This window comes from Plantibacter lichenum (assembly GCF_050587525.1).
Lineage (GTDB): Bacteria > Actinomycetota > Actinomycetes > Actinomycetales > Microbacteriaceae > Plantibacter.
The window spans coordinates 256,285-269,965 of record NZ_JBOBFT010000003.1 but is presented as its reverse complement, the minus strand read 5'-3'; the positions used below and the strand labels follow the sequence as shown (position 1 = coordinate 269,965).

Here is a 13,681-nt window from a genome sequence, read left to right as displayed (position 1 = left end):
TGGAAAGACGCACATCATGACTTCAGGTCGATCCAACGACCCCGTTTCACTCCCACTCACCCGTCCGTCCCTCCGTCCCGACTGTGGGAACTGCTTCGCGCTGTGTTGCACGGCGCTCGGATTCACCCGCTCCGCCGACTTCCCGATCGACAAAAAGCCCGGCTCTCCCTGCCACAACCTGGCGACGGACTTCTCCTGCTCGATCCATGCAAGCCTGCGCCCGAGAGGATTCCGCGGCTGCACCGTCTTCGATTGCTTCGGGGCCGGTCAGAACGTTTCTCAGGGCTTCTTCGGCGGGAGGAGCTGGCGCGACGATCCGGATTCCCGGGAGGAGATGTTCGCCGCGTTCGCGGCAGCGCGCCAACTCCACGAGCTGTTGTGGTACCTCGCGGAGGCGCAGGAGCGAGCGTTCGATCTCGACGCTGCCCAGCAGGCGGCCTCACTGCGGGGCACGATCGAACAGCTCGTCCGGGGCGAGCTCGAGGGGTTGCTCGCGGCCGATCTCGCAGAGCTGCAAGCGCGCGTGCGATCGGTCCTGATCGAGGTCAGCGAGGAGGTCCGGGCCTCGTTCGGCGCGGCTGATGAGGATCCGGACGAGGAGCTGCGGCCGAGAGCGGATCTCATCGGACGTGATCTGCGGTCACGGCGGCTCTGCGCGGCGGACCTCCGAGGCGCGTCGCTGATCGCCACGGATCTGCGAGGCGGTGACCTCACGGCAACGGATCTCCTCGGTGCGGACCTCAGGGACGCGCGTCTCGATGGCGCAGACCTGTCGACGGCGCTCTACCTGACGCAGATGCAGGTCAACGCCGCTCGAGGCGATCAGGCGACGCGACTGCCCGTCGACCTCGATGCGCCATCTCACTGGCTGCTCGCCTGACCGCTGCGCTGCGGCGCCGTTGGACTCCGGCGCAGTTGGCCTGCACGGGTCGCGCCGGCAACGACGCGACCTCCGTCCCCTGCTCGGGAACGGAGGTCGCATCGCTCTGAAGAGAGGTCAGCGCGACTTCGCCGGCTTCCGGTTCTCCGCGCTCACCATCCAGGCGTACTGCTCGAGCTTCTCGATGATGCCGTGCAGGATGTCCGCGCTCGTCGGGTCCTGCTCGTCGACGTCGTCGTGCACGTCCCGAATCGTCCCGACGGTCGCTTCGAGACGCGCCGTGATGAGGTCGACGGTCTCAGCCGTGTCGACCTCGCCGTTCGGGTACTCGGGAAGCGTCGTCGTGGCCGCGACCGTGTCGGAACGTCCGTCCGGCACGGCGTGCAGGGCACGGAGGCGCTCAGCGACGACATCGCTGAACTCACGCGCCGCGTCGATGATCTCGTCGAGCTGCAGGTGGAGGTCGCGGAAGTTCTTCCCCACGACGTTCCAGTGCGCCTGCTTGCCCTGCAGGTGCAGTTCGATGAGGTCGACGAGGACGCGCTGGAGGTCGTCGGTCAGCGCCTTCGAGGCTTTGAAACCGCGCTCGGCGTTCTGGCGCCTGGTGAGCTTCGCTCCGCCGCCCTTGGGAGCTTCCGTCGTGCGATCGAGTGTGTTCGTCATCTCGTGTCCTTCCATGCTGCGGTTGGGTTGTGGGTCGGGCGCGAACGCCCACCGGATCAGATCGTTGCGACCGATCCGGAGTCGACGCGGTAGTTGGAGCCGTTCACGAACGACGCGCGATCGGAGCAGAGGAAGACGATGACGTCAGCCACTTCCTCGGGACGGCCGCGGCGCCCCAGCTCCATGTATGGACGTTCCTCCTCCAGGAACGACTCGATCGCCTCGTCGCGGTCGGTGCGACGCTCTTCTGCGCGCTTGTCCATCATCGCGTCGGTCATAGGCGTGTTGATGAACGCCGGCGAGACCGCGTTCACGAGGAGGCCCTCCGACGCGTAGGAGCGGGACAGGCCCTTCGACAGGGCCAGGATCCCCGATTTCGCGGCGCAGTACGGGAGCTCGTCGTCGTACGGCTGCACCGCATCCTCGGATGCGAGGAACACGAGCCGGCCCCAGCCGCCCTTCCGGAGGTCGGGGAGGAACTCGCTGACGAGCCGGACCGGACCGAGCAGGTCGATCTCGATCGTGCTCGTCCAGCCCTCGTCATCGATCTCGTGGAAGAGTCCCTGCGCCCCGGTCACGCCGGCGGACTGGACGAGGATGTCGATCTCCCCGACGGCGTCGGCGACCGATCGGTGGAGTGCAGCGAGCGAGGCACGATCGGTCACATCGGCGGCGAAGGCGTGCACCGCACCGTCACCGGCCACCAGCGCGCCGGCGGCTTCGTCGAGCGCGTCCTGCTCCAGATCGCTCACCACGACCGTGGCGCCCTCGTCGAGGAGGCGCTGCGCCGTGTGCCAGCCGATGCCGGAGTCGGCCCCGGTCACGAGTGCGATCTTGCCGGTGATTCCCAGATCCATGTCAGTTCCTGTTCTGTGTCATTCGTTCGGTCAGTCGGTCAGCCGGTCGGCGTTGGGAACTGCGTCACCTCGCGTGCGGAGCATCCGCCGTCGGAACGCGCTCATGAGGTGAGCTCCTCGATCGTGAGTGCGGCAGTGATGAGCGCGAGGTGGCTGAGCGCCTGAGGGAGGTTGCCCCAGAACGCGCCGTCCTCCTCGGCGATCATCTCCGCGAAGATCCCGACGTCGTTGGACCGTGTGACGAGGTCGTCCATCGCCGCGGTCGCCTCGTCGGTGCGTCCGACGCAGGCGAGCGCGGAGGCACGCCAGAACGCGCAGGCGACGAAGGTGTGCTCCTCTTGCTCGACGCCCGAGTAGCGGTAGAGCAACGCACCGCGTCCGAGTTCGGCGGTGACGGCATCGATCGTCGACGACATCCGCTCCCCCCGATCGAATCCGCTCGGAGCGTGCAGGAGGACGGAGGCGTCCAGATCCGTCGAACCCGGGTACATGACGTACGCGCCGAGGTCCTCGGACCAGCACTCCGTCTCGATCCAGCCCCGGATCCGTTCGCGTTCGACCTTCCACCGCTCGGAGCTGCCGGCGACCTGGCCGACCTCCGCGAGGTGGACGGCGTCGTCGAGCGCCTGCCAGCACCCCATCTTCGAGGAGGTGTAGTGCTGCTCGTCCGGCAGCTCCCACATCCCGGAGTCGCGGTTGCGCCACAGGTCGCACGTGCGGTCCGCGACGGACGCGAGCAGTCGACCCGTTTCGACGTCGAGCACGTTTCCGGCGTCCACATAGGTGCGGGCGATGGCGAAGAGGTCGCCGTACACGCCGAGCTGCAGTTGACGTCTCGCGGGATTCCCCACGACGACGGGCCCGATGCCGCGCCAGCCCGGCACCTCGTGCTCGACCGGCTCTCCCATCAGTCCGCCGTCCAGGGCGTAGACGACGTGCAGCTCCGGTCCATGCCGGTCGATCGTACGGAAGAGCCAGGAGATCGCCGCGTGCGTCTCCTCCCGCAGTCCGAAGCGGACGAGCGCGTGGGCCGTGTACGCGAGGTCGCGCACCCAGGCGAAGCGGTAGTCCCAGTTCTTGCCGCCTCGCGGGTTCTCGGGCAGTGCCGCCGTCGCCGCCGCGGCGATCGACCCGGTGGGACTGTGGATGAGCAGTTTGAGCGCAAGGGCACTCCGCTGCACGTGGGCCGCCCACGGGCCGTCGTAGGAGAATTCGCGGGACCACGCACGCCAGTTCTCGATCGTGCGGTCGATGCCGCGGTCCACGATCGCCGGATCCGGCAGGTGGAGCGGTTCACTGTGCGTCGCGACGATCACGAGCAGGTGCCGGGAATCCGTCCGGGTCCTGAATCCGCCGGGGAGCGAGGGGCCCTCGGTCCCGTCGGGCTCGGGTGAGGCCGGCCCGTGCTCGGACCCCGTGACCGCGATCGTCGTCGCTCCGGATCGGATGATCGCCCCCTGGGTGCTCTGCTGGATCCACGGCGATGCGGTCCCGAGCGAGGTGCCCGGACGTACCGCCCAGGTGAACTCGACGCTGCCGCTCACGCCATCGACGCGTCGCGCGAGCTCCGCCCACGGCAAGCGTCCGGCGACCCCGGTCACGAGCGCGTCGGTGACCTTCGCGACGCCTGACGCGGTGGTGAACTTCGTCTCGAGCACGTTCGTCCCGCGGATGTATCGTCTGGTGATCTCGTACTCGGCGGTCGGATGCAACTCGATGCAGCCGCCGCTCCCGTCGTCGAGTAGGCGCGCGAACACCGGAAGCGAATCGAGGTCTGGGATCGGCATCCAGTCGATCTGCCCCTGGCGCCCGATGAGCGCGATCGTCCGGCCGTCGCCGATCGCGGCGTAGTCCCGAAGGTCCACGCCGTCCACGACCTGCTCAGCGCGGTTCACGGAGCGGGCGCAGGCCCGTCGGTCGGTTCTGCGACGGGAAGGAACGCCTCTTCGCCGTCGATCTCATCCTCGACCGACGTCTCGTCGTCGGCGTCCCCGCCCAGGATGCCGTACTCCTTGCGGATCGCTGCTTCGTCGGCGGCGTCCGCTCCAGTGCTTCGTTCTTCACTCATGTCCTCCACGCTATCCACGGCCTCCGATCCGAGACAGGGGCTTGCGCACTCGCGTCGGATCGGGCAGAGCACGTCAATGTCCGGCCCACGGCGCCATGGCCTCCGAAGCGCGTTGCGGACGGCGACGAGCCGACATCGGGAAGATGTGCAGGAAGCATCCAGGAAGGGAAGCGGGCGACCGCCCGAGTGGCAGGATGGAGGCATGGATATCGTGTACACAGCAGTAGCCCACGCAACCGGTGGAGGCCGCGACGGCCACGTCCGGAGCGAGGACGACCTCATCGACTTCGACACCCGCATCCCCAAGGAGATGGGTGGAACCGGTGAGGGGACCAACCCGGAACAGCTCTTCGCCGCAGGCTACGCAGCATGCTTCCTGAGCGCGCTCCACGCAGTGGCTCGCCCGCAGAAGCTCGACACGACCGACGCGGCCGTCTCCTCGAGCGTCGGCATCGGCTCGAACGGCGAGGGCGGATTCGGCCTCGCCGTCGAGCTCGACGTCTACATCCCCAACGTGTCCCGCGAGGTCGCGCAGCAGCTCGTCGACCAGGCGCACCAGGTGTGCCCGTACTCGAACGCAACGCGCGGCAACATCGAGGTCACCCTCTCCATCGTCGACTAGTCGACCCGCACGATCAATCGATTCGGAGTCGCAGACTGACCGAGAACGACACCCGGCCGCCAGGCCGGACGACGACCGCCACCGAGTCGAAGGGCTCGGTGACGGTCGTCATCGCGTTCGCGGCGAACATCCTCGTCGCGATCGCGAAGACGATAGCCGCTGTCCTCACCGGCTCCGCTTCGATGGTCGCCGAGTCTGCGCACTCCTGGGCGGACGCCGGCAACGAGGTGTTCCTGCTCATCGCCGAGCGTCGGTCCGCCAGGCGCCGTGATGCCGCGCATCCTCGGGGCTACGGCAAAGAGGCATACGTCTGGTCGATGTTCGCCGCGTTCGGACTCTTCTCCGCGGGCGCAGCCGTTTCGATCACCCATGGCGTGCAGGAGCTGTTCGCCCCGGAACCCGCGGACAACTACGGGATCGCCTACATCGTGCTCGCCGTCTCCGCGGTGCTCGAGGGCGTCTCGTTCACACAGGCCTACCGCCAGGTGCGCTCGTCCGCCGAGAAGCGCGGTCAGGGAACACTCCACCACGTCGTCTCGACGTCGAACACGACGCTGCGCGCCGTCTTCGCCGAGGACGCGGCGGCCCTCATCGGCCTCGCCCTCGCGTTCGGCGGCGTCCTGGCGCATCAGCTGACCGGTTCGCCGATCTACGATGCGATCGGCTCCATCCTCGTCGGCGTCCTACTGGGGATCGTCGCGATCATCCTGATCGACCGGAACCGGCGCTTCCTCGTCGGCGAAGCGGGCCCGAGCGCGTTCCGTGAGGAGGCGCTGCGCCGACTCATCGCGGACGAGCACGTCGACCGAGTGACGTATCTGCACCTCGAATTCGTCGGCCCCGACCAGTTCTCGTTCCAGGCAGCCGTCGACCTCACAGGCGACCACGCGGAAGGCGAGGTGGCGGTCACGCTACGCGGCATCGCGACCCGCATCGAGACGCTGCCGTACATCACAGAGGCCGTGCTCACCCTCTCCCTCCCCGATGAGCCCTCACTGCATCCGAGAGCCGACTGACGCTCTGGCGGGCCGAGTCCACCCCTTGCCACTGCGACACGTGTCGCCTAGCGTGGGGCGCACCGCAGCGATGAGCGGGAACCGACCAGAAGGAGCGAATCATGACCGATTTCGGTGGCTACGAAGGCATCAGGGACCTGGACCCGTCGCAGATGCTCCCGGGACTGCCCGGCGACTTCGACCCTGAGGGCGATCCGGATCTCTTGACGGACGCCGACGCCGATCAGCTCGAGGAAGCGGCCGAGGCGACCGACGCGGAGCGCGACGCCGAGGACGACTAGTCCCCTGCCGTTCGCGGCGCCGTTCGCGGCGCCGGTCGACTCTCCAACAGACCTCCGACCGGCCGGCTCAGCGCACGAACGAGGCGATGACCATGCCGATGACAACGGCTTGCAGGAGCAGCGTGCCGACGATCGCGGCGGACACGGCACCCCACAGGACGATGTTCCCGGCGAGGACGCCGAGGAAGGCGCCGACCTTGCCAAGCTCGTGTGCGTCGCGTCTGGGCTGAATGGTGCGGATGTCCGAGGTCGGAGCGGCGAGGTGAGCGGTCATAGGTCAAGTGTCGGCCGTGGGATCGCTCGACACATCGGACGCGAGGCTCATCCTCCGGCGGCGGCCTCATCCTGCAGGACTACTCCGTTCGGCGCGGCCGCACGTCCGAGCTCGGGCTAGGCGTCTCCCTGCGCGAATCGCGCTCAGCCGACGAGACGGATGCCCCACGTGAGCGTCCACGACTCCTCGGGTGCCAGCCACCGCAGTCCCTGACCCGAGTTGAAAGCTCCCGCAGGCGCCGACATCGGCTCGATCGCGACAGCGACGCCCGGTCCGTCCGCTTTCGGGAACGTGTGCGGTGTGTAGACCTGCAGATAGGGGAACTGGTCGTCCGCCCAGAGCTCGACCGCGCGTCCGTCCGGCGCCGTGAGCCGGTGACGACTCGTCCCGCCAACGATGTTCACGGCGCCGAGGCCGACGTTGAGGTCCATGCCCCGCACGGGGACACCGCCGCGCAGGTCGTTCTCGGTCCCCGACACGTCGTGTTCTGCGACGGGGACGAGCTGTCGGTCGGTCTCGAACCAGGAGCCGGCGTCGACCGTGAGCACGAGGTCCTCGGTCGGGATACCGCCGAACGCGAGGTAGGGATGGGTGCCCACCGCGACGGGCGCCGCAGCGGCCGAGCGGTTGATGATCCGGTGGGTCACGTCGAGTCCGTCGTCGGTCAGGACGTAGCTCACGGACGTCTCGAGGTGGAACGGGTAGCCGTGCTGTGGGAAGACCTCGGCCGTCAGCAGCACGGATCCATCCGCACGGTCCGCCGCCGTGTAGCCGGTGTTCCGGAGGAGCCCGTGCGAGGCGTTGCCGGTGGAGGCCTCGGTCACGTCGAGTTGCTGGGTGACGCCGTCCAGCTCCCACTTCCCGTCGCGGACCCGGTTCGGCCAAGGGACGAGCACGATGCCGCAGCCCATGGGCGAGATCGAGTCCTCCGCGTAGCTCTCGACGAGGGAGACGCCGCCAACGGAGAGTTCGCGGATGCCGGCGGCCAGCGCCGTGATCGTCGCGGCCACCTCGCCCTTCGGCCCGGTGTGGTGCAGACGGTGTTGTTCTCCGGTGACGGCGCGCATGATCCCAGCCTACGACCGCAGGAGCTCCCGGACGCGCACGCGCGCTGTTCAGTCGCCGGCCGTGACCGCGCTCCGGCTCGTCAGCTCACGAAGGTGCGTCCATGCAGCTTCCGCGAAACGATCACTCAGTTCGTCGAACAGCTCGGCGCTGCGGCGCCCCGGCCAGTCGGCCGGCAGGAGTTCGAGGGGCAGACCGGGATCGACGTACGGGATGGGACGCCAGCGGTCGAGTCCGCGCACGTAGCTCGCGAGGGCACTGGTCGAGTGCGTCCCCGTTGCAGACGCGCCGCCGTCGGCAAGCCCGCCGGTCAGCGCCTCGGCCTCCTCGACGAACTCGGAGTGCAGCCGTGCGATCGCTTCGAGGTCCCACCACCTGGTCACGGCCAGTTCGAGGGAGTCTGCGACGGCGAGGTCCGCCGTCACGAATGACGTCACGGCCTCGCGGACGTCCAGTTCGGCGATGATCTCGTCCACTTCCGCACCGAGGAACGCCGGGCAGATCCACAGGCCCTGAGCGACCGTCCCGCAGCCGATCCCCCGCAGCCGACGACGCAGTTGGTGACGGACGGCCCGATGTTCCTCCGGGATCGTGAAGGAGACGAGCCGCCAGGGGTCGCCCGCGGTCATCCTCGTCACGGCGAAGATCCTCCGGTCCCCCGCGACGAGCATGGGCTCTGCATCCGGGTTCAACCGGTAACCCGCCACACCGTCGTGGCGTTCCGCGAGGAGCAGTCGTTTCTGCTTCAACCGAGCGATCGCCGTCCGCGACGACGCCGGTTGCACGCCCAGCTCCCCCATGACCGCGACGAAGTCCGCGGCGGCTATCCAGCCGCCGAGGCGACGGAGGTACAGGCCGACGATCGTCCGCAGGAGGGACGTCGTGCTGCCGGGACGGGCGTCGAGGTCATCGGGGACGCGCGTCATGAGCCGGCGCGCTCCCGCTCTCCGACATCCGAGTCCCCTTCACGTCGCGCGGCGGGATCCGCCTGTTCACGCGCGAGCGCGTCCGCGACGGCCCGCAGCCCGGTCTCGAGCTCGACGAAGGTCGTGCTGAGCGGAGAGAGGCCGATGCGCAACCCGTCCGGCGAGCGGAAGTCGGGGATCACTCCCTGCTTCCACAACCGGGCGGTGACGGCCCGGAACGCCGGATGACGAAGCGTCACGTGGCTGCCGCGGAGCTCCGGATCGCGCGGACTCACCACGGTCACGCCGTGGGGTGCCAGATGGTCGTCCGCCCAGCGAATCGTGAACTCCGTCAGGAGCAGCGACTTCGCCCTGATCGCTTCGATGCCCGCCTCCTCGATGAGGTCGAGCATGTCCGCCATCGCGAGCATCCCGACGACCGGCGGCGTGCCGCTGAGGAAGCGGCGCATGCCCGTCGCGGGTCGGTAGCGCTCCGCCATCGCGAAGACGTCGTCTGCCCCCATCCAGCCCTGCACGGGCTGCGCGAGCTCGTCCTGAAGGCCGGTCCTCACGTACGCGAACGCCGGCGCCCCCGGCCCACCGTTCAGGTACTTGTAGGTGCAGCCGACCGCGAGATCGACTCCCGACGCGTCGAGATCGACCGGCACCGCGCCAGCCGAGTGGCACAGGTCCCACAGCACCAGTGCGCCGGCATCGTGCGCGATCCGGGTGATCTCCGCGGTTCGCGCGAGCGCGCCCGAGCGGTAGGCGACCTGGCTCAGCACGACGACCGCGGTCCGAGCGCTGACGGCGGCGGCGACCTGGTCGGGGAGGACGCCCGTGGCCGGATCGGTTCGGATCCAGCGGATCGTGAGTCCGCGTTCCGCAGCGATGCCTTCGACGACGAACCGGTCGGTCGGGAAGTTGTCGTCGTCGATGACGATCTCCCTGCGCTCCGGACGGCCGTCCACTGCGGCACGGATGAGCTTGTAGAGCAGGACGGTCGTCGAATCCGCGACGACCGTCTGTCCCGCTGCCGCGCCGAGCGCAACACGGCCGATCCGGTCGCCGAGCGTGAGCGGGAGTTCGAACCACTGTTCGTCCCAGGAGCGGATGAGCCGACTCCCCCAGTCCTCTGCGATGAACGAGGCGAAGCGGTCCGGTGTGACGCGGAGCGGCCGACCGAGCGAGTTGCCGTCGAGGTAGGCGACGACGTCCTCGGACGGGATGAACCGCTCCGCGAAGGAAGCGAGTGGATCACGCGCATCGAGCGCCTCGGCGTCGATGCCCTGCTCGGTGCCGGTCTGCGGGTTGGCGGCACGGGGTGTGGGTCGAGATGCGGTCATGAGTGGGTTCTGTCCTGTCCTTCGGCGGTGACGGAGGCTGCGAGCAGCGCGGCGAGATCGACGGACTCGCTCTGGAGGAGCCAGTCCACGGTCGCGGTGGAGTCTCCGGGCGGTCGACCCGATACGACGTTGACACGCCGTCCGAACGACCCAGGGGCGACGGGGTGGCCGAGCGCGTCGAGCAATCGATCACCCGCGAGCCCGATGCCGACGAGACCGTTCAGTTCCCGCGGGTTGAGCCCGATCGGCAGTGGCCCGTTGCCGAGGTCGGTGCCGTAGTGGACACGACCGCCGAACGCGACGAACCGTTCGAGGTTGCTGGAGGCGATCGCATGGTCGGTCCCGGAGTTGCCCCAGCCGTGGATGTCGAGGGTGCTGATCCAGCCCATGCGTCCCGCCATCGTGCGGATCGCGTCATCGGTCAGCCGTTCGGTCCACGGCGTGTGGGCCAGCAGATCGACACCGGCGGCGAAGGACCGCGCCGCCTGGCCGAGGCCCTGCGTGTGGGCTGCCACCGGGAGCGCTGCATCGTGCGCGGCAGCGACGACGGCGGCGAGGAGGTCGTCGTCCCAGACGGGACCGACGTCGGTGTTGAGCATGACCTTGATGAGCGCCGCCCCCGACGACGCCATCTCCTGCACGGCCCGTCGTGCGTCGGCCGCGGAGTCGACCGTCCGCACCGATTCTGCCGGCGCCCAGCCGGACAGCAACGGGTATCCGCCAGGGGCCGTGAGCATCGCACCGGCGATGGCGGTCTCCGGGCGCGCGGACGATGTCACGTCCCTCGTCCAGCCCGCGGCGACACGTGGGTCCCAGCCGAGGTCGACGACACGCGAGATGCCACCCGCGACGAGCGCTGCAGCATCGACGAGTCCGAGATGGACGTGGGCGTCGCAGAAGCCCGGGAGCACGGTGCCGGTGATGCTCGTGTCCACGTCCCCGCGGAAGTCGTCGGCTGGGACGACGGCCGTGACGCGCGACGCCTCGATGCGGAGGACGCTGGGGCCGGCCCATCGAGCCTCCGATCCTGGGGCGTCGAATCCGGCGGGAACCCGCACCTCCAGCACCGCGAGAGCGCCCTCCGATCCTGTCGCGGGGCGGTCCCCGCTCATCGTGGTCACGCCGCTCACTGCTTGCCGATCTCCGTCCGGACCGCGAAGAGCTCCGGGAAGAACGTCAGGCTCAGCGCGCGTTCGAGGAAGCTCACCCCGCTCGATCCACCGGTTCCGGTCTTCATCCCGATGGTGCGCTGCACCGTGCGGAGGTGACGGAATCGCCAGAGCTGGAAGTTGTCCTCGAGGTCGACGAGTTCCTCGCACGCCTCGTAGACGCGCCAGTTGTCGTTCGCCGACTCGTAGATCGAGACGAGCACGGGCACGAGCTCCGGTGAGAAGGTGTGGGCGAGCGTCACGTCCCGGTCGAGGATCGCAGCCGGGATCGGGAACCCCACGCGCGCGAGGTGCCGGAGGAATTCATCGTAGAGCGACGGCGCCTCGAGGAGTTCGGTGAGGAGTGCCGTGGCGACGGGATCGCTCGCGAAGACCTGCAGCATCGCCCGGTTCTTGTTCCCCAGCAGGAACTCGACGGCGCGGTACTGGTACGACTGGAACCCCGACGAGTTCGCGAGGAACGAGCGGAATTCGGAGTACTCGGACGGTGTCAGGGTCGCGAGGACGGACCACTGTTGGGTCATCGTCTCCTGGATGTGCTTGATCCTCGCGATGCGCTTGAGCGCCGTTCCGAGATCGTCGACGGCGAGCGCGGCGCACGCAGAGCGCAACTCGTGGAGCATGAGCTTCAACCAGAGCTCGGTCGTCTGATGCTGAATGATGAACAGCAGCTCGTCGTGGTGCTCCGGCGTGCTCACAGGGTGCTGGGCACCGAGCAGTTCGTCGAGACCGAGGTACGAGCCGTAGCTCATCCGGTTCGAGAAGTCCGTGACGATGTCGTCCTCGACCGCCCTCGTGTTCCCGTGCACCGCGTCGTCGGTTGCCGGCTGCGGTTCGTTCGTCGTCATGCATCGACTGTACCGCTCGTGTGACGGGCGTCAAGGATCTGTCATATGCTTCGCCGTGCCGCTCGACGGCGCCCTCCAGCACGAGAGCGATTTCCCCGGGTTGTAGCGTTGTCGCATGGCCAACCTCCTGCATCTCGACTCGTCCGCCGACCTCCAGTCTTCCCGTTCCCGCGCGATCACCGCGGCGTTCGCCGACGCCTGGCTGGCGGCCGATGCTGGGAACACGATCACCTACCGCGATCTCCACGTCGACCAGATCCCGCACCTCCCGGACGCGTCGCTGCACTGGCTCCCCGCCGACCGCGTCGAGGGTTCGACTCCGCCCGCCGCCGCTGAAGCCCTGCAGCGGACGCTCCTCCAGGAACTCCTCGCCGCCGACGTCCTTCTGATCGGTGCGCCGCTCTACAACTACTCGATCCCGTCGACGCTCAAGACGTGGATCGACCACATCCACGTCCCCGGGGCGACGTCATCGCTCCCCGTCCTGCCGCTCGCGGGGCGCCCGGCCGTCATCGCCACGAGCCGGGGCGGCGCGTACGACGCCGGAACGCCGACCGCGGGCTGGGATCACGAGATCCCGGCACTGCAGGTGCTCTTCGGATCCGCGCTCGGCATGGACGTTCAGTTCATCACCACGAGCCTCACGCTCGCCGAGCAGCTCGGCTCCCCCGCACCTGACGTCGAGCGCAGCCGTCGTGAACTCGCGGATGCCCTCGTCGCCGCCGCGGTGTCCGGCGCTCAGCTCGGGACCGCCGCGCTCGACGGCACGGCCGGCTGACGGATCGCTCCGTCTCGACTCGTCAGAGCCCGGTCGGCTCCACAACGACGACCGGTTCGAGGGTCGGCAGCTTGGCGCTCCGATTGTCGCCCGACGAGCGACCGGTGAGCCGTCTGCCGATCCACGGCAGCACGTATTCGCGGTAGTAGGCGGCGTTCCGTCTCGATGGCGGGCCGGCCGGCGCTTCAGCGACCGCTGCGATCCTCCAGCTCTCGGGAACGGGCACGCCGAAGGCGCCGAGGACGTTCGCAGCCACGCGCGCGTGGCCGAACGCATTGAGGTGCAGCTTGTCCGCTGACCAGTACCGCCCGTCGCGGAGCGTGTGGTCGGCCCAGTTGTCGACGAAGGTCACGCCTTCGCGCGGCAGTCGTGCTCGGACCTCAGCGGCGAGGCGCTCCCCGCGCTGTTCGACGAGAGCGCCCATCGGCAGGTGCTCCGAAGGGTTCGCCCCGCTCAGGAGGAGCAGGTGGGCGCCGTGTTCGACGACGCGGTCCGCCGCGGCGTGGAGACGATCGGAGACCTCGACGATCGAGACGCGCGGGCGCATGATGTCGTTGCCTCCGCCGTTCAGGCTCACGAGGTCGGGGCCCAGGGCGAGTGCGGCTTCGAGCTGCTCATCGAGGATCGGCGTCAGCTTCTTCCCCCGGATCGCGAGGTTCGCGTATCTGACCTCGGCGGGCGGGGCGCCATCGGCATCCGTGGTCTCGCCCTGACCGCCTTCGACGCGGTCGGCCGCGGCCAGCGCGAGCCCGAGCGCGACGAAGTCGGCCCATCCGCGAACACGACCGTCTGCGAGCTCGTCGCCGACGCCTTCCGTGAAGCTGTCGCCGATGGCGACGTATCTCTCGAACATCCCTTCACGCTAGCCCTGCTCGGGGCGCTTTCCGTCCAGCGGCTCGTGGGAGGGCA

At 68.8% G+C, this 13,681-nt stretch carries 16 protein-coding genes; 5 read left to right on the top strand and 11 right to left on the bottom strand.

Annotated elements, in window-relative coordinates:
• Positions 1-334 precede the first annotated feature (334 nt).
• Positions 335-880: a pentapeptide repeat-containing protein gene (locus ACQ3HB_RS06615; RefSeq protein WP_430918859.1), complete on the top strand. Its 546-nt coding sequence runs from the start codon at positions 335-337 to the stop codon at positions 878-880.
• A gap of 117 nt (positions 881-997) precedes the next feature.
• On the opposite strand, the gene ACQ3HB_RS06610 is transcribed toward ACQ3HB_RS06615, so the two are convergent.
• The 4 genes from ACQ3HB_RS06610 to ACQ3HB_RS06595 all read right to left on the bottom strand — a co-directional run bounded on the left by ACQ3HB_RS06610 (position 998) and on the right by ACQ3HB_RS06595 (position 4,468).
• Positions 998-1,543 carry a Dps family protein gene (locus ACQ3HB_RS06610; protein ID WP_430918857.1) on the bottom strand — a complete coding sequence of 182 codons (546 nt, stop codon included), beginning with the start codon at positions 1,541-1,543 and terminating at the stop codon, positions 998-1,000.
• Positions 1,544-1,599: 56 nt separating this feature from the next.
• The gene (locus tag ACQ3HB_RS06605; RefSeq protein WP_430918856.1) at positions 1,600-2,400 is read right to left on the bottom strand and encodes an SDR family NAD(P)-dependent oxidoreductase; all 801 of its coding nucleotides are present in this window, start codon (positions 2,398-2,400) and stop codon (positions 1,600-1,602) included.
• 101 nt (positions 2,401-2,501) lie between these two features.
• Entirely contained in the window at positions 2,502-4,295 is a 1,794-nt protein-coding gene (locus ACQ3HB_RS06600) for a glycoside hydrolase family 15 protein (protein ID WP_430918854.1), read from the bottom strand.
• Positions 4,292-4,468 (bottom strand): hypothetical protein, encoded by a 177-nt coding sequence (locus ACQ3HB_RS06595; protein WP_430918852.1) that lies wholly within the window; start codon positions 4,466-4,468, stop codon positions 4,292-4,294. Before ACQ3HB_RS06595 ends, ACQ3HB_RS06600 begins: the two co-directional genes overlap by 4 nt.
• 202 nt (positions 4,469-4,670) lie before the next feature.
• Here ACQ3HB_RS06595 and ACQ3HB_RS06590 point away from each other — a divergent pair, with 202 nt between their 5' ends.
• From ACQ3HB_RS06590 to ACQ3HB_RS06580, 3 genes are all read left to right on the top strand, one after another.
• Complete coding sequence (locus tag ACQ3HB_RS06590; RefSeq protein WP_430918850.1) at positions 4,671-5,090, top strand: organic hydroperoxide resistance protein; 420 nt, start codon at positions 4,671-4,673, stop codon at positions 5,088-5,090.
• 98 nt (positions 5,091-5,188) lie between these two features.
• Positions 5,189-6,106, top strand: a complete 918-nt coding sequence (locus ACQ3HB_RS06585; protein ID WP_430918849.1) for a cation diffusion facilitator family transporter — start codon at positions 5,189-5,191, stop codon at positions 6,104-6,106.
• A gap of 101 nt (positions 6,107-6,207) precedes the next feature.
• The gene (locus ACQ3HB_RS06580) at positions 6,208-6,387 is read left to right on the top strand and encodes a hypothetical protein (RefSeq protein ID WP_430918847.1); all 180 of its coding nucleotides are present in this window, start codon (positions 6,208-6,210) and stop codon (positions 6,385-6,387) included.
• Between the two features lie 67 nt (positions 6,388-6,454).
• Here the strand turns inward: ACQ3HB_RS06580 and ACQ3HB_RS06575 are convergent, their stop codons facing one another.
• The 6 genes from ACQ3HB_RS06575 to kynA all read right to left on the bottom strand — a co-directional run bounded on the left by ACQ3HB_RS06575 (position 6,455) and on the right by kynA (position 11,994).
• Positions 6,455-6,661: a hypothetical protein gene (locus ACQ3HB_RS06575; RefSeq protein ID WP_430918845.1), complete on the bottom strand. Its 207-nt coding sequence runs from the start codon at positions 6,659-6,661 to the stop codon at positions 6,455-6,457.
• 143 nt (positions 6,662-6,804) lie between these two features.
• A complete protein-coding gene (locus ACQ3HB_RS06570) occupies positions 6,805-7,728 on the bottom strand; it encodes an aldose 1-epimerase family protein (protein WP_430918843.1) in 924 nt (307 codons plus the stop codon).
• A 48-nt stretch (positions 7,729-7,776) separates the two neighbouring features.
• Complete coding sequence (locus ACQ3HB_RS06565; RefSeq protein WP_430918840.1) at positions 7,777-8,652, bottom strand: PaaX family transcriptional regulator; 876 nt, start codon at positions 8,650-8,652, stop codon at positions 7,777-7,779.
• Positions 8,649-9,977, bottom strand: coding sequence for a kynureninase (locus ACQ3HB_RS06560; protein ID WP_430918838.1), 1,329 nt, complete (start codon positions 9,975-9,977; stop codon positions 8,649-8,651). The genes ACQ3HB_RS06565 and ACQ3HB_RS06560 overlap by 4 nt, the downstream gene beginning before the upstream one ends.
• The gene (locus ACQ3HB_RS06555) at positions 9,974-11,098 is read right to left on the bottom strand and encodes an amidohydrolase family protein (protein ID WP_430918836.1); all 1,125 of its coding nucleotides are present in this window, start codon (positions 11,096-11,098) and stop codon (positions 9,974-9,976) included. The genes ACQ3HB_RS06560 and ACQ3HB_RS06555 overlap by 4 nt, the downstream gene beginning before the upstream one ends.
• A 5-nt stretch (positions 11,099-11,103) precedes the next feature.
• Positions 11,104-11,994 carry a tryptophan 2,3-dioxygenase gene (kynA, locus tag ACQ3HB_RS06550; RefSeq protein WP_430918834.1) on the bottom strand — a complete coding sequence of 297 codons (891 nt, stop codon included), beginning with the start codon at positions 11,992-11,994 and terminating at the stop codon, positions 11,104-11,106.
• A gap of 115 nt (positions 11,995-12,109) precedes the next feature.
• Between kynA and ACQ3HB_RS06545 the strand changes: the two genes are divergently transcribed.
• Entirely contained in the window at positions 12,110-12,772 is a 663-nt protein-coding gene (locus ACQ3HB_RS06545; protein ID WP_430918833.1) for an FMN-dependent NADH-azoreductase, read from the top strand.
• 22 nt (positions 12,773-12,794) lie between these two features.
• On the opposite strand, the gene ACQ3HB_RS06540 is transcribed toward ACQ3HB_RS06545, so the two are convergent.
• The gene (locus ACQ3HB_RS06540) at positions 12,795-13,625 is read right to left on the bottom strand and encodes an SGNH/GDSL hydrolase family protein (RefSeq protein ID WP_430918831.1); all 831 of its coding nucleotides are present in this window, start codon (positions 13,623-13,625) and stop codon (positions 12,795-12,797) included.
• Positions 13,626-13,681 lie beyond the last annotated feature (56 nt).

What these genes read in the sequence shown, in the direction of transcription:
- ACQ3HB_RS06595 (WP_430918852.1), bottom strand. Translation starts at nt 4,468, where the DNA reads ATGAGTGAAGAACGAAGCACTGGAGCGGACGCCGCCGACGAAGCAGCG.
- ACQ3HB_RS06575 (WP_430918845.1), bottom strand. Translation starts at nt 6,661, where the DNA reads ATGACCGCTCACCTCGCCGCTCCGACCTCGGACATCCGCACCATTCAG.
- ACQ3HB_RS06545 (WP_430918833.1), top strand. Translation starts at nt 12,110, where the DNA reads ATGGCCAACCTCCTGCATCTCGACTCGTCCGCCGACCTCCAGTCTTCC.
- ACQ3HB_RS06615 (WP_430918859.1), top strand. Translation starts at nt 335, where the DNA reads ATGTTCGCCGCGTTCGCGGCAGCGCGCCAACTCCACGAGCTGTTGTGG.
- ACQ3HB_RS06565 (WP_430918840.1), bottom strand. Translation starts at nt 8,652, where the DNA reads ATGACGCGCGTCCCCGATGACCTCGACGCCCGTCCCGGCAGCACGACG.
- ACQ3HB_RS06570 (WP_430918843.1), bottom strand. Translation starts at nt 7,728, where the DNA reads ATGCGCGCCGTCACCGGAGAACAACACCGTCTGCACCACACCGGGCCG.
- ACQ3HB_RS06590 (WP_430918850.1), top strand. Translation starts at nt 4,671, where the DNA reads ATGGATATCGTGTACACAGCAGTAGCCCACGCAACCGGTGGAGGCCGC.
- ACQ3HB_RS06580 (WP_430918847.1), top strand. Translation starts at nt 6,208, where the DNA reads ATGACCGATTTCGGTGGCTACGAAGGCATCAGGGACCTGGACCCGTCG.
- ACQ3HB_RS06560 (WP_430918838.1), bottom strand. Translation starts at nt 9,977, where the DNA reads ATGACCGCATCTCGACCCACACCCCGTGCCGCCAACCCGCAGACCGGC.
- ACQ3HB_RS06610 (WP_430918857.1), bottom strand. Translation starts at nt 1,543, where the DNA reads ATGACGAACACACTCGATCGCACGACGGAAGCTCCCAAGGGCGGCGGA.
- kynA (WP_430918834.1), bottom strand. Translation starts at nt 11,994, where the DNA reads ATGACGACGAACGAACCGCAGCCGGCAACCGACGACGCGGTGCACGGG.
- ACQ3HB_RS06605 (WP_430918856.1), bottom strand. Translation starts at nt 2,400, where the DNA reads ATGGATCTGGGAATCACCGGCAAGATCGCACTCGTGACCGGGGCCGAC.
- ACQ3HB_RS06540 (WP_430918831.1), bottom strand. Translation starts at nt 13,625, where the DNA reads ATGTTCGAGAGATACGTCGCCATCGGCGACAGCTTCACGGAAGGCGTC.